The organism is Exiguobacterium profundum, assembly GCF_042652865.1.
Classification (GTDB): domain Bacteria; phylum Bacillota; class Bacilli; order Exiguobacteriales; family Exiguobacteriaceae; genus Exiguobacterium; species Exiguobacterium profundum.
Map to the genome: position 1 here is coordinate 81,677 of NZ_JBHSHG010000001.1, position 17,223 is coordinate 98,899.

Sequence of the window (17,223 nt, forward strand, 5' to 3'; positions counted from 1 at the left end):
CTGCGGCCGCTTTTTTACGTGGTTGATTTTGCTTCGAACTGGAAGCCTTTTTGTTGCCATGTCCCGTATTTCCAACGACGGAACGCGAAGAATCCGCGGAACCACTCATCGAGGGAGAAGGCGAGCCAAATCCCAAGGATGCCGAGTCCCATTTGAAGACCGAACAAGTAGCTGAACGCCACGGCGACGCCCCACATCGAGGCAATTCCTATCATGACCGGGAAGCGGACGTCCCCGACAGACTTCAATGACCCCATCAAGACGATGTTCATGGCGCGACCCGGCTCTAAAATGAGCGTCGCCCATAAGATTGGCACACCGACCGCGATGATGTCAGGGTTTGATGTGAAGAGACCGAGTAGCGATTCGCTGAACACCGCTAAACCGAGAGAGGCGACGAACGAGGCGAACATGGCAATCTTCAATGTCTTGACGGCACGATGATAGGCTTCTTTAAACCGTTTCCCCCCAATATCCCGTGCAATCAAAAGCTGGGTTCCTTGCGCGACGGCGACGGTGAACAAGAAGGCAAGCATTGACAAGTTCATCACGTACACGCGAGCAGCGAGGGAAGCCTCGCCCATCGTCGCGATAAATCCAGTGATGATAATTTGGGATGCCTGATACGATAAATTCTCTCCGGCAGAAGGGACTCCAATCTGAAGGAGTGACTGGATGTCGTCTTTCTTCGGACGAATCACTTCTTTTAACGGGAAGCGGATCATGAGCTTCCGCTTGACGAGCCAGAACAAGAGAACCATAGCGGCGAATCGTGCAATCACGATGGCCCAAGCGACACCGGCAACACCTGTGACCGGAAGTCCCAACCAGCCGGTAACCGCAAAAATGGCACCGACAGCGGTGATGATATCAATCAAAAGCGTCGCGAGCATAGCGTGCTTCGTCATACCGTGACTCCGGAGGATCGAACTGAGCGCCATGATCAGTGCTTCGGTGAATAACGACAAGCCGACGATTTGCAGGAACAACAGCCCGTGCGCAAACAGTTCGTCTGATAGACCGAACAGGCGTAAGAACGTTTCACCGAACAAGAAGATGACGACGACCATAATCGCACCAAGCCACATGTTCAAACTGACGGCGGAGCGGGCGAAGTCGCGACTCTTCTTCATGCGCTGTGCCCCGATGGCCTGACCGATCAAAATGGTCGCCCCGACAGACGTCACACTAAAGACAATTAAGAACACGTTTAAGATTTGGTTGGCAACCCCGACGGCCGAAGCGGCAGCGTCTGAGTAGTGAGCGAGCATCAATGTGGCGATGATCCCGGTTCCCATGTGGAGGGCAAGTTCGATGAAAATCGGCCACGACAGTTTGAACAGGGTCAGCTGTTCCGTTTGTTTCGTCTGCATGTAGTGTATTCTCCCTTTTCTCTATAATTCTTTCTATTAACTATTTGTTTTATAAAAATGTCAAAGGTCATCTTACTCCTTATGAAATGAAAAAGAAAGGGGTTTGCTAAATTATTTTCAACAAAAAAATCACCCGAAGGAATCAGGTGATTTTCGAATTTATTTCAATTTCAGAATAGCAGCACTGAATGGAGCGAGTTCGATTTCGAGTGAGTCGAGGTCACGGTCATGCAAGAGGTCCGTGGCGGCTCCTGTATAACCGAGCGGATTCAGTTTCGAGGCAGAGTCCGAGTTATTGAAGTACACCAAGTAAGTCTCATCTTTCGTACACCGCTCGATGATGACTGCATTGTTCGCATCGTCGACCAGGTTGAAGCGATATGAGCCGGCATTGGCGAGCGCAGGGTGTTCCTTACGAAGCTGGATGAGCTTTTGGATGTAGCGGAAGAGATTACGGTCTTCTTCGGCTTCATCCCACGGCATACAGCGACGGCAACCTGGATCTTGTTCGCCTTCGAGTCCGATTTCGTCCCCGTAGTAGATACATGGGCTACCCGTATAAGTCAGCATTGAAGTCATCAAGAGTTTGAACTTGCCTTTATGTCCTTTCGCTCGTGTCAACGCGCGGGGGGTGTCATGCGAATCGATCAAGTTGAACGTGACTTCGTTGACGTTCATCGTGTTCATCATCTCGACACGTGTCAGTTCGTTACGGAACTCCGAAGCGGTCGTCCGGTCGAGGGCGAAGTAGTTCAAGCTCGCGTTCGTGAACGGATAGTTCATGACGGCATCGAACTGGTCACCTTGTAGCCAAGGTTGTGAATCGTGCCAAATCTCTCCGAGAATATAAGCTTCCGGGTTCGCATTTTTGACGGCCTTACGGAAGTCACGCCAGAATGCATGGTCGACTTCGTTGGCAACGTCAAGACGCCATCCGTCGATGCCGAATTCTTCGACCCAGTAACGGGCGACATCTAATAAGTAAGCTTTTAATTCGGGATGTTCTGTATTGATTTTCGGCATGTTCTTTTCAAATGCGAACGTATCATAGTTCGGCTTCGGTTCTGTGACAACCGGGAAATCGCGAAGGTAGAACCAATCACGGTACTCAGAGGACGGACCGTTTTCGACGACGTCTTGGAACCATGGGTGATGATATCCGACATGGTTGAAGACCGCGTCGAGCATGACTTTGATGCCGTTCTCGTGCAAGAGGTCGACCATCTCTTTAAATTTCTCTTTCGTCCCAAACTGTGGATCGATTTCCATGTAGTCGAGCGTATCGTACTTATGGTTTGTCGTCGCTTTAAAGATCGGGCAGAAGTAGATGCCGGTGATCCCGAGTTCGACTAAATGATCGATATGGTCGATTACTCCTTGGAAGTCGCCACCGAAAAAGTTTGTCGTCGTAGGCTCTGTCGAGTTCCATGGGAGCGTCTCTTCAGGATCGAGCGAAGCATCGCCATTTGCGAAACGGTCCGGGAAGATTTGATACCAGACCGTATCCTTCACCCAAGAAGGCGCATGGAAGATATCGATTGGGTTGATGAATGGGACACAGAAGTAGTAACCCGTATCATCGAGCGGCTTCTCTTCGAACCATCCTTTTTCGGTATAAATGGCCGTCTCTTGTCCATCATTCAAACGGAAGCCGTAACGTAGACGTCGGAACGGCGGTTTGATGGAGATGAACCAATAGTCGTAGGCGTCGTCAAACCCGATTTTCTCCATTGGAGTCTCGTATGTACGCCAGTAGCTCGGCTTATCCGGATCGAAGTTCCACATGGCTGGGTCTTCAGCGTGCCAATCATAAGGGTCGTTCCAAATCAAATCGACAGATTCGATATCGCCTCGCTTCGTATGGAAACGAATGTGGATTGTCTCGCGATCATATTTGTAGACGAACGGGGACATGGCACGATGATAAATCGCTTCTTTCATCATAAGGAAAACATTCCTTTCTTTATAGGGGATGACATCATTTTACAACATCGGGAATCAAAGAAAACAGATGTTGCGAAAACGTTTGCTCAAGCAAAGGTTAATAAAGCGTTTACATTTTGTCAATTGCTGAAACGCATAAAAAGTGAAGAATTGAGAACAAACATTTAAAAATTACATAAATGGGTCAACAGACGTAAAAAAAGTGTAAAAAAAGACTTGTAAAACGCTTTCACAACTGTATAATAAAAATTGAGGTGAGGATGCAAACGTTTTCACTACCGTGTCAATTTCGTAGCGGAGTTTTAAAATTGACGTGGTCGTGCGATTGCGCAAATCTGACCATACTATTTCCTTGGGGAGGTTTTTCATCATGAAGATGAAAAAAATGGTAGCAGGACTTTCAACAGCAGTATTCGCATTCGGTGCACTTGCTGCATGTGGTGGCGGAACGGACAACGGATCTTCTAACGAAGGTGGTTCTTCAAGCGAGAACAAACCTGAAAAGATCGTCATCTGGGAAGACATCGAAAAGTCTGAAACAACGAAAGAAGTTGCGAAGGCGTTCGAAGAAGAGCATGGCGTAAAAGTTGAAGTTGTCGAAGTACAGATGACAGATCAAAAAGACAAGCTCGCGCTTGACGGTCCAGCTGGAAAAGGTCCAGACATCGTGCTCGTACCACATGACCAGATTGGTACAATCGCAGACCAAGGTCACTTGGCTCCAATCGCTGACGAAGGATCGCTTGACGCGTTCACAGACGCTGCGAAATCAGCTGTCATGTTCGATGGCCAAGCTTACGGATATCCAAAATCAGTTGAGACACCAGTTCTCATGTATAACAAAGATTTGATGGCTGAAGCTCCAGCATCTATGGACGACCTTTACAAGTTGTCAAACGATGTAAAAGCTGACGGCGAGTACGGATTCCTTGCACTTTGGGATAACTTCTACTTCGCACACGGTGTTGTCGCTGGATTCGGCGGATACGTGTTCAAAGAAGACGGTGGCGCACTCGACCCAGCGGATATCGGTTTGAACAACGAAGGCGCAGTTGAAGGATTCGAATACATCGGTAAATGGTACGAAGAAGGCCTCTTCCCTAAAGGGTTGATCGGAGAGTCTGGCGGCCAAGCGATGGACCAACTCTTCACTGAGAAGAAAGCTCACTCAGTCATGAACGGACCATGGGCTGTAGCTGGTTACACAGATGCAGGCGTGAACCTCGGAGCGGCTCCAATGCCAACACTTCCGAACGGTGAGCCAATCAAGACGTTCATGGGTGTGAAAACATATGCCCTTTCAGCTTACACAGAAAACCAAGAGTGGGCTGAAATGTTCCTTCAAGAGTTGACGAATGAAGAAAACGCATTGGCAATGTTTGAAGCATACAACGAGATCCCACCAGTAGCAGCACTCGAGTCGAACGAGACAATCACGTCGAACGAAGTTGCGAAAGCGGTATTCGACCAAGCAACAAACGCAATCCCAATGCCGAACATTCCTGAAATGGGACAAGTCTGGGAGCCAATGGCTCAAGCGCTTCAGCTTGTAGCAACTGGTAAACAAGATGCACAAAAATCTGCAGATGATGCAGTGAAAGTCATCGAACAACAAATCCAAGCGAACAACCAATAAGGAATTGAGATGACGGGGTACGCCACATGGCGTTCCCCATCATTTTCTAGCATTGAGCAAACGTTTGCTTGATTGATTTGCTCAAATCGAAAGGAGAAACTGAGGATGGCTGCAATTGCGAACCCTAAATCACCGGACCAACGCCCGGACAAGCCTACAAACCATGCTCGGAACGCGGGACTACTTTCCATCATTCCGGGACTCGGACAGTTATACAACAAACAATACGCGAAGGCGGTAGCGTTCTTTATCGTCGTCGTATCTTATTTTGCCGTAAACTATGATCTATTTTTCAAAGGGGCGGGCGCCGGACCAGGTGACCGTGGAGGACTTTGGGGATTGATCACGCTTGGTGAAGTGCCAGGACCTCGTAACGACCACTCCATCTTCTTGATGGTCGAGGGGATTGTCGCGTTAATTTTACTTTTCTTCGGAATCGCGTTCTATGTTTGGAACATTCGTGACGCCTATCGTGTCGGTCGCGCTCGTGATCAGCATCTAAACCTTCCATCGTTCCAAATGCAACTTCGCAACTTGCGTGACCATGGATTCCCATACTTAATGTTAATCCCATCACTCATTTTGTTAGTGTTTACAGTTATTCTTCCATTGATCTTCACGTTCTTGATCGCCTTCACGAACTATCGCTATAACAACGCACCACCAGCGAAACTCGTCGAATGGGTCGGATTCGAGAACTTCACGCGTATCTTTGAAATTGATATCTTCCGTGACACATTCGTCGGAGTACTCGGCTGGACGCTTGTCTGGACGGTCGCTTCAACGACAGGTGTCATCGCGATCGGAATCTTCCTTGCGGTGCTCTTGAACCAAGAAGGACTTCGCTTCCGTCGTTTGTTCCGTTCAATCTTGATTCTTTCATGGGCGGTCCCAGCATTCATCACGATCTTAATCTTCCGCTCGATGTTCAACGAGTCGTTCGGGGTGTTCAATACGACAATCTTACCGGCGCTCGGTCTTGACCCAGTCAACTGGATGACCGATCCGACGGCGACACGTACGGCACTCGTTCTCATTCAATGGTGGCTCGGCTTCCCGTTCATCATGACGCTCATGACGGGTGTGCTTCAGTCGATTCCTGGTGACTTGTATGAAGCGGCGACAATTGACGGAGCGACGATCTTTGATAAGTTCCGCTTGATCACATTGCCGATGCTCTTGTTCGCAACTGCACCGATCTTGATCACGCAGTTCACGTTCAACTTCAACAACTTCAACATCATTTATCTCTTTAATGGCGGTGGCCCTGCTGTACCTGGACAAACGGCCGGCGGTACCGACATCTTGATTTCTTGGATTTACAAATTGTCTCTCGGTGCCAACCCGCAATACGGACTTGCGGCTGCGATCACACTCATCTTGTCATTCTTCATCATGACGCTTGCCGTGATCCAGTTCCGTCGGACAAAATCTTTCAAAGACGAGGATATGATCTGATATGAAAAAACAAAAACGAATCAATTTGGCGATCTCGTATGTCATCTTGACGCTTGCGTCGATCATCATTCTCTATCCGATGCTTTGGGTTGTCGGCACATCGTTCAACCCAGGGCGTACGATTACGTCAACGATTATTCCAGCAAATCCTACGTTCATTCACTACAAAAACTTGTTTGACCTAACGATTTCGGATTATAGTTTATGGTATGTGAACACGTTGAAAATCGCTTTCATCACGATGGCACTCTCAGTCGTCTTGGTGACGATTACCGGATACGTCTTCTCACGTTACCGCTTCGTCGGACGGAAGAACTCGCTCGTCTTGTTCCTCGTCCTTCAAATGGTGCCACAGTTCGTTGCGATCATCGCGATTTATGTGTTGCTCAACATGCTCAACCTTCTTGACACACATACAGCGCTCATCTTGCTCTATGCGGGTGGTGCGATTCCGATGAACACGTACTTGGCGAAAGGGTACTTCGACACGATTCCGAAAGAACTTGACGAAGCAGCCCGCATGGATGGTGCTGGTCACCTCCGAATCTTTTGGCAAATCATCTTGCCGCTCGCGAAGCCGATTGTCGCAACGATTGCTCTCTTTAACTTCATGGGACCATTCAACGACTTTATCTTGGCATCGCTCGTCCTTCGTTCACCAGAGAAACAAACATTGGCAGTTGGTCTTTACAACATGATTTCGAAACAGTTCGATAATAACTTCACGTTATTTGCGGCAGGTGCAGTTCTATCAGCCCTTCCAATCGTCATCTTGTTCTTCATGTTCCAACGCTACTTCGTTTCTGGCCTCACAGCGGGTGGTACGAAAGGATAATACTCGTAAAAGGAGGAAGCGATATGAGGCGAGGCGTCGTGCTCGTGCTCCTGTCGCTTCTTTTGTTTCCGACCGTCGTCGGAGCAAAGGAAGCCGCTACTTGGGAACAAGAACGCATGTATTTTATTATGGTCGACCGATTTGTTGACGGAAATCCGGACAACAATGAACAGGTGGACAAAGATGATCCGAAAGCATTTCACGGTGGTGATATCCGTGGAATCATTGAGAAGCTCGATTATATCGAATCACTCGGCTTCACATCGATTTGGCTGACGCCCGTTTTTGAGAATATGCCGGACGGCTATCACGGGTATTGGATTAAAGATTTCTATAACATCGATCCACAGTTTGGAACGAAAGAGGATTTACAGGAACTCGTTCAGGAAGCGCACAAGCGAGATATGAAAGTCATTCTCGACTTCGTCGTCAACCATGTCGGTCCGAACCACCCGTGGGTGGAAGAAAAGCCGGAATGGTTCCATGAACAGTTACCGATTGTATTTTGGAAAGACCAGGAGCAAGTCGAGACGCACTGGTTGTTCGACTTACCTGACTTCAAAACAGAGGATCCGGAAGTCAAATCGTATTTGATTGATGCGGCGAAGTACTGGATCGAAGAGACGGACATCGACGGCTATCGCCTCGATACGGTTCGTCACGTCGATAAAGCATTCTGGAAAGACTTTGTTGAAGGTGTGCGGTCGGTCGACCCAGACTTTTACTTACTCGCCGAAGTGTTCGACCCAGATCCGCAATACGTCGCGCAATATGACGATCTCGGGTTCAACAGCATCACAAACTTTACATTTTATGACCGTGTGTCGAAAACGATGACGCAACAGCAAGCGAACGTCGACGAGATTGACGTTGCCGCAAGCTATGCCGAAACGTTCTTCAACGACCCGAATCAGATGGCGACATTCCTCGATAATCACGATGTCGAACGCTTCATGCATATGGCAGAACTCGGTGGTGTGGAATCGGCGGAACGACGCTTACGCCTCGGTTTGTTCGCGCTTTATGCGTCACCTGGTATGCCGATCGTCTTCCAAGGGACAGAAAATGCGCAGACCGGTGGAGCCGACCCGGCGAACCGTGTCATGACGGAATTCCCGGGAAATGAGGAGTTGCATGAATACGTCGCGACCATGAACCGCATGCGGGAAGAGTATCCGGTCTTTGCGACAGGAGAGCAACGCATGATCGCCTCGGAAGATGGGATGGCTGTCTTCGAACGGAAAGACGGAGATGACGTTGCGCTCTATGCAATCAACATGAATCGTGACGATCGAGAGATTGAGATCGATGTCAGTGAAATCGGGGAAGATATGAGACTTCGTGGTCTTTTATTCTCACAACTGGTCACAGATCAGCGCGGAACGTTTACAATTGAACTATCTGGTGAAAGTGCGAACGCTTACATCGTTGAGGAATCTTCGGTCAATCCGTGGATGATGGGCTTGCTCGTCGTAACGATTCCGATTTTCTTGACTGGTTTGGTCATGTGGAAGCGCCGCAAATAAAGACATGAAACGCCGCAAGGCACGAATCGAACTCACGGAAGCAGGGGGGAACACCATGCAAATCACAATCAAAGATGTGGCGAAGCACGCGAACGTCGCGCCGTCGACAGTCTCTCGCGTCATCGCCAACAGCCCAAGAATCAGTCAAAAGACAAAAGAACGGGTCAGAAGTTCCATGGAAGAGCTCGGGTATCATCCGAACATTCATGCGAGAAGTCTCGCTAACCGCTCGACGCAGTCGATTGGTCTCGTCATGCCGAGCGCGGCAACAAAGACACTTCAAAACCCGTTCTTTCCAGAAGTGCTACGAGGAATTAGCACGAAGGCGCACCAGAATGGATACTCGCTTTATATGACGACCGGCGTGACAGAAGAAGAAGTTTTGTCCGGTGTGATCGAGATGGTTCAAGGACGCCGTGTCGACGGTGTCATCGTTCTTTATTCACGTGAAGACGACCAAGTCGTCCAATACTTACGTCAAACGAAGTTTCCGTTCGTCGTGGTCGGGAAGCCGTTCGGGGACGCTTCTTCTATCACTTACGTCGATACGGATAACTATTTGGCTGGTCGTGAAGTGACGAAGCACCTTTATAACCTAGGTCATCGTCGTATCGCCTTCATCGGGGGCTCGGATAAACTCGCCGTAACACAAGATCGTCGGAACGGGTACGCGACGGCTCTCATGGAAGCAGGCATCCCGGTATGCGAAGATTACATCGCCCGGGCCGAATTCATGACAAAGGGTGGCGCGAAGGCTGTCCGTGAGTTGTTGCAAAACGAGGAACCACCGACAGCTGTCGTCGTAAGTGATGATATGATGGCACTCGGTGTCATCAGTACGTTAAGCGAGATGGGGCTCAAAATCCCAGAGGACGTCGCGGTCGTTAGTTTCAATAACGTTTATATCGCGGAGCACTCGAACCCGCCGCTCACGTCGGTCGAAATTAACATCTTCGGTCTCGGTTTCGAGGCGACGAATTGCTTGATCGAACAAATCAGTGATAACGCTCCACCTTATGGGAAGCGTGTCATCGTGCCACATTATTTGGTCGTCCGCCAATCATGTGGGCAGAAGAAGAGTAAAGCGACGGAAACATTAGAATCGAATTCTTGATTGATCAGACGATTTCGCCATAGCGGAGTCGTCTTTTGCATATCCTTTTGATTGAAGCCTCATGAAGTAGGGAACAAGTTTCACGAAGGAATCGAAATCGAAAGGATGGATAGAGATGAGTGAAAGACGATTTGTCGGAACATTCGATACGAAAGAAAGCCTACTGTCTAAGATCAATGAGCTGAAAGAGAGTGGGTATGATGAAGGGGAACTATTTGTCGTAACGGAGCGGGATGAAGCCGTTCACGTTCTTAAACGAGAGACGAACCTAAACGTAGAAGAAGGTGACACATCTTGGTTAGACAACCTCAACGGAGGGGGAAGAGAGGATCGGGATACGAAACAGGCGCTCACCGATTTAAGGATCGCGGACGACGAAATCGAACAGGCGCATTCTACAATCAAACAAGGGGGATATGCACTTGTCATCGACGAACCTGATACCGGATTCAATGATGGGCGAAGTGCGGTATTCGAGGGACACGAAGCGAATGCGGTGTTTGGTGATAATCCGGAAAATGGACAGAAAGATTAATTGAAACCGTCTCGATGAGAGGCGGTTTTTTTGATTGTAAAATGTGATGAAAAAAAGAAAGAAAAAGTTTTATGCAAACGATTGCATTCTCGTTTCAGTTGTGTAAAATGAAAGGTGAGATTAAATACAGCGCTTTCATAGACAAACGGTTGCATGAACTAGTTGTCCGTCGAAGGTAGCCTTGTAGAGAAAAAAGGAGTGGCAGACAGATGAAACGATTGTTTGCAGTCGATGAATGGAAAGTAACAGAGGAAGGTCTTCACCCGAAAGAGAACCGTCTTGCAGAATCCATCACATCGCTCGGGAACGGGCATATGGGGATGCGAGGAAACTTTGAGGAAGATTACTCGAATGATACGCACCAAGGATTCTACGTGGCGGGCGTCTACTACCCGGATAAAACACGTGTCGGTTGGTGGAAGAACGGATACCCTGAATACTTTGCCAAAGTGTTGAATGCGACAAACGTCATCGGTCTCCGCGTGGTCATCAATGGTACACCGGTCGACTTGGCAAAATGGGAAGTGAAAGATTTCACTCGCGAGCTCGACATGCAGCGTGGTGTCCTCACACGGACGTTCACCTTGATGAACGGGACAGAAGAGACGAAAGTGCAAGTCGTCCGCTTCTTCTCGATCGTGGATAAAGAAGTCTTGGCAATCCGTTACAACGTCACACCAGTCAACTACGAAGCAAAAATTGAGTTCACTCCATATTTAGATGGCGATGTCGTCAACGAAGACTCGAACTACGATGAGAAGTTCTGGCTTCCGGTCGACCGTGGTGTGGAAGAGCGTTTCGCTTTCGTTACGACGAAGACGAAGAAACTCGACTGGCATGTCACGGCATCGATGATTGCGGACGTCGAAGGTGCTCGTTGTGAAGTGCTTGAAGCGACAGATTTGTTTGTTGCCAATAAATTCACGGTCAACGTAACGGCCGGTGAGACAGCGACAGCCTACAAGTATGTGTCGGTCGTCACGAACCGCGACCACGAGGTTGAAGCATTGCAGTCAGCTGGGATGACACGTGTCGAAGCGGCGTTTGAAAAAGGATTTGAGACACTTCTCGCTGAACAGACGGAAGCATGGCTCGCACGCTGGGAAGATGCGGATGTTCGCATCGATGGAGACATCGAGGCACAACAAGGAATCCGTTTCAACATCTTCAACATGTATCAAACATATACAGGTGAAGATTCACGTCTTAACATCGGTCCAAAAGGATTCACAGGTGAGAAGTACGGCGGTGCGACGTATTGGGATACTGAAGCCTACTGCCTGCACTTCTATTTGGCGACAGCCAAACCAGAAGTCTCATGGAACTTGCTCAAATACCGTCACAATCAACTGCCACAGGCAAAAGAGAATGCTATGAAGAATGTCGGTATGGAAGGCGCGCTTTATCCGATGGTCACGATGAATGGGGAAGAGTGCCACAACGAGTGGGAAATCACGCATGAAGAGATTCACCGTAACGGTGCGATTGCCCATGCCATCTTCAACTATACGAACTTCACAGGCGACAAGTCGTACCTTGGACAATACGGATTGGAAGTATTGGTCGAGATCTCGCGTTACTGGGCTAGCCGCGTCAACTTTGTCCCGCACAAAGACGTGTATATGATCCTAGGCGTCACAGGTCCAAACGAATATGACAACAACGTCAACAACAACTGGTATACGAACTTGATCGCCGCATGGACGCTCGAATATACGCAGGAAGTGTACAACTACTTGAAAGAAGCAGAACCTGCACGTCTCGAAGAGCTCGTGTCGACACTCGGCATCACGGACGCTGAACTTGCGAAGTGGGCGGACATCCAAACGAAGATGTATTATCCAAAAGATGATCTCGTTCCAGATGTCTTCATGCAACAGGACGGATTCATGGATAAAGAGCAGATTTTGGTGAAAGACCTCGATCCGAAACATCTTCCACTCAACCAAAACTGGTCATGGGATCGCATCCTTCGTTCGAACTTTATCAAACAAGCTGACGTCCTCCAAGGACTCTATACGTTCGGTGACCGCTTCACGGTCGAACAGAAACGTGCAAACTTTGACTTCTACGAGCCACGCACGGTTCACGAATCGAGCTTGTCACCATGTGTCTACTCGATCATTGCGGCAGAAGTCGGTTATGAAGACAAAGCGGTCGAATTGTACCAACGTTCGGCGCGCCTTGACCTCGACAACTATAACAATGACACGGAAGACGGATTGCACATCACGTCGATGGTCGGTTCGTGGATGTCCATCGTTCATGGGTTCGCTGGAATGCGCATTCAAGAGGATAACCTCTCGTTCAGCCCGATGACTCCGAAAGATTGGAACGGTTACTCGTTCAATATGCTCTGGCGCGGCCATCACTTGACGGTCACATCATCACGTGAACAAGTGACAATCAAGCAAACAGGTGGTACAGACGTGACAATCCATTTGTATGGAAATGCGGTAACGGTTCCTGCGAATGAATCGATTACAATCGAGACAGTGAAAGCGTGACCAATCGTTTCATACGAACAAGCCGACCTCGGTCGGCTTGTTTTTGTGTGAAAAACTTATCGGATTTCCTGCATATTTGCTGTATGCAGCATGAATAATCTATGTTATCTTGATTCTTAGCTATTTTGAGAAAGGGGAGTTGAAGCTTGACGGAAGCCGTTAAAGAACATACACGAATCGGGGTTGTCTCGATCATCGGAGGATTGTTCGTTGCCTTATCCATGACATTATTTTTAATTCCAGCTGGCGTCTATTCGACAGGATTTACGGGTCTTGCCCAAATCTTGACGAAATTGTTAGAGGGTACACCGCTTGAATTAGGGGAAGGACTCTGGTTCTTTATTCTGAACGCACCACTGCTCGTCGTCAGTTATTTTATGCTCGGGCGGAACATGATGATCCATACGCTGGTCAGTGTCGCCTCGGTCACGTTGTTCATTCGTTTGCTTCCGCAATCGCAGCTTCTCTCGGACGATCCACTTTTGAACGCTGTATTTGGCGGTGTGCTCTTGGCAATCGGCTCTGGCATCACGATTCGGTATGGAGCCTCGACGGGTGGCTTTGACATCGTTGCGCTGATTCTCGCGAAGTTTACGAACAACTCGGTTGGGGTCTATCTCTTCTTGATGAACATGATGATTGCCCTCGCAGCAGGTGCCTTGTTCGGATGGCCGACAGCGCTTTATACGATCGTCTTCTTGTATGTGACGTCAAAAGTCATCGATGAGATTTACACGAATACACAGCGTCAAACGCTCTTCATCGTGACGAATCACCCGGACGAGGTGACAAAGGAACTACATCAACACGTGTTCCGCGGGATCACGCTCATGCCGGCAATCGGGACATACTCGAAAGTCGAGAAAGCGACGCTCATGATGGTCGCGCAACGACACGAGGTGCGTGAGATCACGCGCATCTGTAAGGATGCAGACCCATCGGTTTGGATCAATATTTTACCGACAGAGGACGTCGAAGGGACGTTCCGTCGCTAAACATGAATGAATCACAAAAAGCACCGACTTTTCTAAGTCGGTGCTTTCGTTATGCCTTGATGCCAAGTCGCTCTTCTAAGAAGAGGGCGATCCCGTCATCCATATTTGAAGCCGTCACTTCGTTGGCTACATTCTTCAATTGGTCGATGGCGTTCCCCATCGCGACACCGGTACCGACATAGTCGAGCATCTCGAGGTCGTTCTCTTCGTCACCGAACGCGATAATGTGCTTCCGGTCAATGTTTAAGTGCTTCGAGACCTCTTGAAGCCCAAGTGCCTTCGATGTGTTTTTGCTCATGACTTCAATCATATGTTCGGGCATACGCCACTGACGGTTCAATACCGCCTCCGCATGAATGTCGTCGAGTTGGGAGCGGACGTGCGCGACGTGATCTTTTGTCGCATGAATCAATAAGGACGTCGGCTCGTCCTGCAAATGCTTCAACAAGTTACCTGATGTGACGCTGAGCGCACGTTCTGCATACGGACTATAGAACTCTTGCGGGTCTTTTTGGAAGTACACGTGGTCCGTCACTTCGACGACGATATTGTGTGCCTTCGTATCCGCTACTTCTTCAATGATGTCATGGGCGGTCTTGAGCGGAATCGGTCGGTGTGTCACCGCATAATTCGCATCTTTCGGGTGATGTACGAGCGCACCGTTGAAGTTGACGAGTGGCGTCGTCAATCCCATTTGCTCATAGTACATGATCGAATGGCGCTTTGGACGCCCTGTGGCGATCATGACTTCATGACCAGCTTCACGCGCTGCTTGAAGAGCGCGGAGGTTTCGTTCGCTGATTGTTTTATCATCTCTTAATAACGTTCCATCTAAATCGACTGCGATTAAATAACGTGACATCAGTCATCCTCTTTTCTTCACAATGATGTTTCTACGACCGTATCACATTTTTCGATTTGACGGAAAGAATATACAATCGAAGTCGCATATTCTATTCGAACAATGCTATACTAATGTCGTATGAATTTTTACGAATCATCTGTGAGATGGAGGGGACGTTCAATGCGTTATTTAGTGACATTGATCTGGGCGATTGTGCTCTCAAATACAGCGGTATTTATCATTTCTGCCGTTGATGGTGTAGAGTTCAACGCGATGCTCGCGACAGGATTTGGCGTGGCCATCACAATCTTCGTTGCAATTCTCGATGTCTTGAATCAAGACATGGGAATCAGCGACGTTGCACAAGAGAAGTAAGCCGTCTACAATCAAACTGACTCGTGCATGAGTCAGTCTTTTTTCTTTATCCAACATAGAGGAGGATCACACATATGAAAAACCCTGAAAAACGCGCGAATTTTATCACGTTCGCCATTATCGGTGCGATTATCGTCATCGGAATCGGTTTGTTGTACTTTTTAAATGGAAACAATACTGACGATGGTGTCAACGCCGTCACAGCAGATGAATTGCAACAACAATTAGACCAAGATGGTGAAGTCGTCGCTTACTTCTGGCAAACGGGCTGCGAATACTGTGAGCAAGTGAAGCCTTATGTCGAACCCCTCATCGAAGAATATGATGCGGTCTCGATCAACTTGGCTGACCATAACGTATGGACGACGTATGGGATTGAAGGTACGCCGACTATCATCCGATTTGAAGATGGAAAAGAGGTCGGTCGCATTGAAGGAGCGGTCTCTGAACAACAATATGAGACGTTCTTTAAAAATGAGGAGGCCAAAGAGGAATGAAGCGTCGTTTCTACCAAACGTTATTTGAGCTGAACGCCTCGCCTTGGATCGCCACACGCCTCAAGCGTTTCGCAGAATCAGATGTGAGTCGTCACTTGATTCCATCGTTTGCAAAAGTATATGACATTGCGGTAGAAGAGACAGAGCAACCGCTTGCTGCCTATCCATCATTGCATGCGTTCTTTACCCGTCACTTGAAGCCTGGAGCACGTACGATTGATGAGTCGTCTGATACTCTCGTATCACCGTGTGATGGAAAGCTATCGGTCATCGAATCGATTTCAGAAGACAGTCGTTTCGAGGTGAAAGGTCAGTCGTATACGCTTGCGGAGTTACTCGGTTCTCAACAAGAAGCAAGACGTTATGCAGGTGGGACAGTCGTCGTTCTCTACCTCAGTCCGCGCGATTATCACCGCGTCCACACACCGCTCTCTGGTCGTGTGCTCAGTCACTATGAGCTCGGGGACCGTTCGGCACCGGTGAATGAAATCGGATTGACGGAGACTGTTCGACCGCTCTCACGCAACTACCGTCGCGTGACGCGCTTTGACAGCCCAGCCGGAACGTACGAACATATCATGGTCGGTGCCTTGAACGTCAACACGATTGAGTGGACGCTCGAAGGAAACCAGGCGGGCAAAGGAGAAGAGGTGGGATACTTCTCGTTCGGTTCGACCGTCGTTCTTTGTTTTGAGAAGGATACGATTCAAATGGACCGTGAAAAGATCGGTCCGGTTCGACTCGGTGAAGTCATCGGGACAATCAAATCCAACTAATTTTGTGTCAATTTTCTTCCGACCGAACGATAGACTAGTCGTTTGGTCGGTTTTCGTTTACCATAGAAGGGATATCAATACTTGTATAAGTAGTTGAATCGTTTAGCTAATTGGAGGAATTTTACGTGTTTAATCGACTTTATCCGAAACAGTTCGTCGCGTCTGTGTTTGACATCGACCTACAAGAATTGAAAGACCGTGGGGTGCGCGTCATTTTGACGGACCTTGATAATACACTCGTGGCGTGGGACGTCCCACATGCGCCAGAGCTTTTACTGATGTGGCTTGAAAAAGTGAAATCATACGGTTTCGATGTGATTGTCGTATCAAATAATAACGAGAATCGTGTACGAACATTTACGGAGCCGCTCGGCCTTCATTATGTCGCTCGTGCTAGAAAACCATTACCATCTGGATTTAAAGCGGCACTCTCGAAATATGGGTACTCGCCGAAGGAAGCCATCTTCTTAGGGGACCAGCTGTTCACAGACGTTCTCGGGGCAAACATGGCGGGCATTCATGTCATTCATGTGCAACCGGTCGTCAAAACGGACGGACTCGTCACGAAATTTAACCGGATGCTCGAAAAAGTGGTCTTCGCCCATATGAAGCGTCGTGGGAAGTATGTATTGATCACGAAAAAAGTGGAAGAACTTGCCGTTGACGCACAACGGGCAAAAGTCGCGGTCGCTGAAAAAATCGGTGAGGCCATGCATCCACGTTCCGAAGATTCACATAAAAAAGATGAATAAGACCTCGAACGCACAGGAAGAAGGAGGCTGCCCATGTACGGCGAGCAAGGCGTCGG

At 48.5% G+C, this 17,223-nt stretch carries 15 protein-coding genes; 12 read left to right on the plus strand and 3 right to left on the minus strand.

Annotation, left to right across the window (positions count from 1 at the left end; all coding sequences use genetic code 11):
• Window positions 1-14: 14 nt before the first annotated feature.
• On the minus strand, window positions 15-1,373 hold the full coding sequence (locus ACFO4U_RS00445; protein WP_214691219.1) for an MATE family efflux transporter: 1,359 nt from the start codon (window positions 1,371-1,373) through the stop codon (window positions 15-17).
• A gap of 159 nt (window positions 1,374-1,532) precedes the next feature.
• Window positions 1,533-3,317, minus strand: coding sequence for a glycoside hydrolase family 13 protein (locus tag ACFO4U_RS00450; RefSeq protein ID WP_214691218.1), 1,785 nt, complete (start codon window positions 3,315-3,317; stop codon window positions 1,533-1,535).
• Between the two features lie 370 nt (window positions 3,318-3,687).
• Between ACFO4U_RS00450 and ACFO4U_RS00455 the strand changes: the two genes are divergently transcribed.
• From ACFO4U_RS00455 to ACFO4U_RS00490, 8 genes are all read left to right on the plus strand, one after another.
• A complete protein-coding gene (locus ACFO4U_RS00455) occupies window positions 3,688-4,953 on the plus strand; it encodes an extracellular solute-binding protein (protein ID WP_074037640.1) in 1,266 nt (421 codons plus the stop codon).
• A 105-nt stretch (window positions 4,954-5,058) separates the two neighbouring features.
• Window positions 5,059-6,411, plus strand: a complete 1,353-nt coding sequence (locus ACFO4U_RS00460) for a sugar ABC transporter permease (RefSeq protein WP_015880983.1) — start codon at window positions 5,059-5,061, stop codon at window positions 6,409-6,411.
• Window position 6,412: 1 nt separating this feature from the next.
• Window positions 6,413-7,246: a sugar ABC transporter permease gene (locus ACFO4U_RS00465; RefSeq protein ID WP_074037639.1), complete on the plus strand. Its 834-nt coding sequence runs from the start codon at window positions 6,413-6,415 to the stop codon at window positions 7,244-7,246.
• Between the two features lie 23 nt (window positions 7,247-7,269).
• A complete protein-coding gene (locus tag ACFO4U_RS00470; RefSeq protein ID WP_196431461.1) occupies window positions 7,270-8,772 on the plus strand; it encodes an alpha-amylase family glycosyl hydrolase in 1,503 nt (500 codons plus the stop codon).
• 55 nt (window positions 8,773-8,827) lie between these two features.
• The gene (locus ACFO4U_RS00475) at window positions 8,828-9,886 is read left to right on the plus strand and encodes a LacI family DNA-binding transcriptional regulator (RefSeq protein ID WP_015880986.1); all 1,059 of its coding nucleotides are present in this window, start codon (window positions 8,828-8,830) and stop codon (window positions 9,884-9,886) included.
• Between the two features lie 115 nt (window positions 9,887-10,001).
• The gene (locus ACFO4U_RS00480) at window positions 10,002-10,421 is read left to right on the plus strand and encodes a YflT domain-containing protein (RefSeq protein ID WP_215244153.1); all 420 of its coding nucleotides are present in this window, start codon (window positions 10,002-10,004) and stop codon (window positions 10,419-10,421) included.
• 209 nt (window positions 10,422-10,630) lie between these two features.
• Complete coding sequence (locus ACFO4U_RS00485) at window positions 10,631-12,928, plus strand: glycoside hydrolase family 65 protein (protein WP_215244152.1); 2,298 nt, start codon at window positions 10,631-10,633, stop codon at window positions 12,926-12,928.
• Between the two features lie 146 nt (window positions 12,929-13,074).
• Window positions 13,075-13,923 carry a YitT family protein gene (locus ACFO4U_RS00490; protein WP_031421243.1) on the plus strand — a complete coding sequence of 283 codons (849 nt, stop codon included), beginning with the start codon at window positions 13,075-13,077 and terminating at the stop codon, window positions 13,921-13,923.
• 49 nt (window positions 13,924-13,972) lie between these two features.
• Here the strand turns inward: ACFO4U_RS00490 and ACFO4U_RS00495 are convergent, their stop codons facing one another.
• Window positions 13,973-14,785 carry a Cof-type HAD-IIB family hydrolase gene (locus ACFO4U_RS00495; RefSeq protein WP_214775699.1) on the minus strand — a complete coding sequence of 271 codons (813 nt, stop codon included), beginning with the start codon at window positions 14,783-14,785 and terminating at the stop codon, window positions 13,973-13,975.
• A 162-nt stretch (window positions 14,786-14,947) separates the two neighbouring features.
• Between ACFO4U_RS00495 and ACFO4U_RS00500 the strand changes: the two genes are divergently transcribed.
• From ACFO4U_RS00500 to ACFO4U_RS00515, 4 genes are all read left to right on the plus strand, one after another.
• The gene (locus tag ACFO4U_RS00500; RefSeq protein ID WP_015880991.1) at window positions 14,948-15,142 is read left to right on the plus strand and encodes a YjzD family protein; all 195 of its coding nucleotides are present in this window, start codon (window positions 14,948-14,950) and stop codon (window positions 15,140-15,142) included.
• A 74-nt stretch (window positions 15,143-15,216) separates the two neighbouring features.
• Window positions 15,217-15,639: a thioredoxin family protein gene (locus tag ACFO4U_RS00505; RefSeq protein ID WP_031421245.1), complete on the plus strand. Its 423-nt coding sequence runs from the start codon at window positions 15,217-15,219 to the stop codon at window positions 15,637-15,639.
• The gene (locus ACFO4U_RS00510; RefSeq protein WP_215244151.1) at window positions 15,636-16,415 is read left to right on the plus strand and encodes a phosphatidylserine decarboxylase; all 780 of its coding nucleotides are present in this window, start codon (window positions 15,636-15,638) and stop codon (window positions 16,413-16,415) included. The genes ACFO4U_RS00505 and ACFO4U_RS00510 overlap by 4 nt, the downstream gene beginning before the upstream one ends.
• Before the next feature lie 125 nt (window positions 16,416-16,540).
• Window positions 16,541-17,167 carry a YqeG family HAD IIIA-type phosphatase gene (locus ACFO4U_RS00515; RefSeq protein WP_015880994.1) on the plus strand — a complete coding sequence of 209 codons (627 nt, stop codon included), beginning with the start codon at window positions 16,541-16,543 and terminating at the stop codon, window positions 17,165-17,167.
• Window positions 17,168-17,223 lie beyond the last annotated feature (56 nt).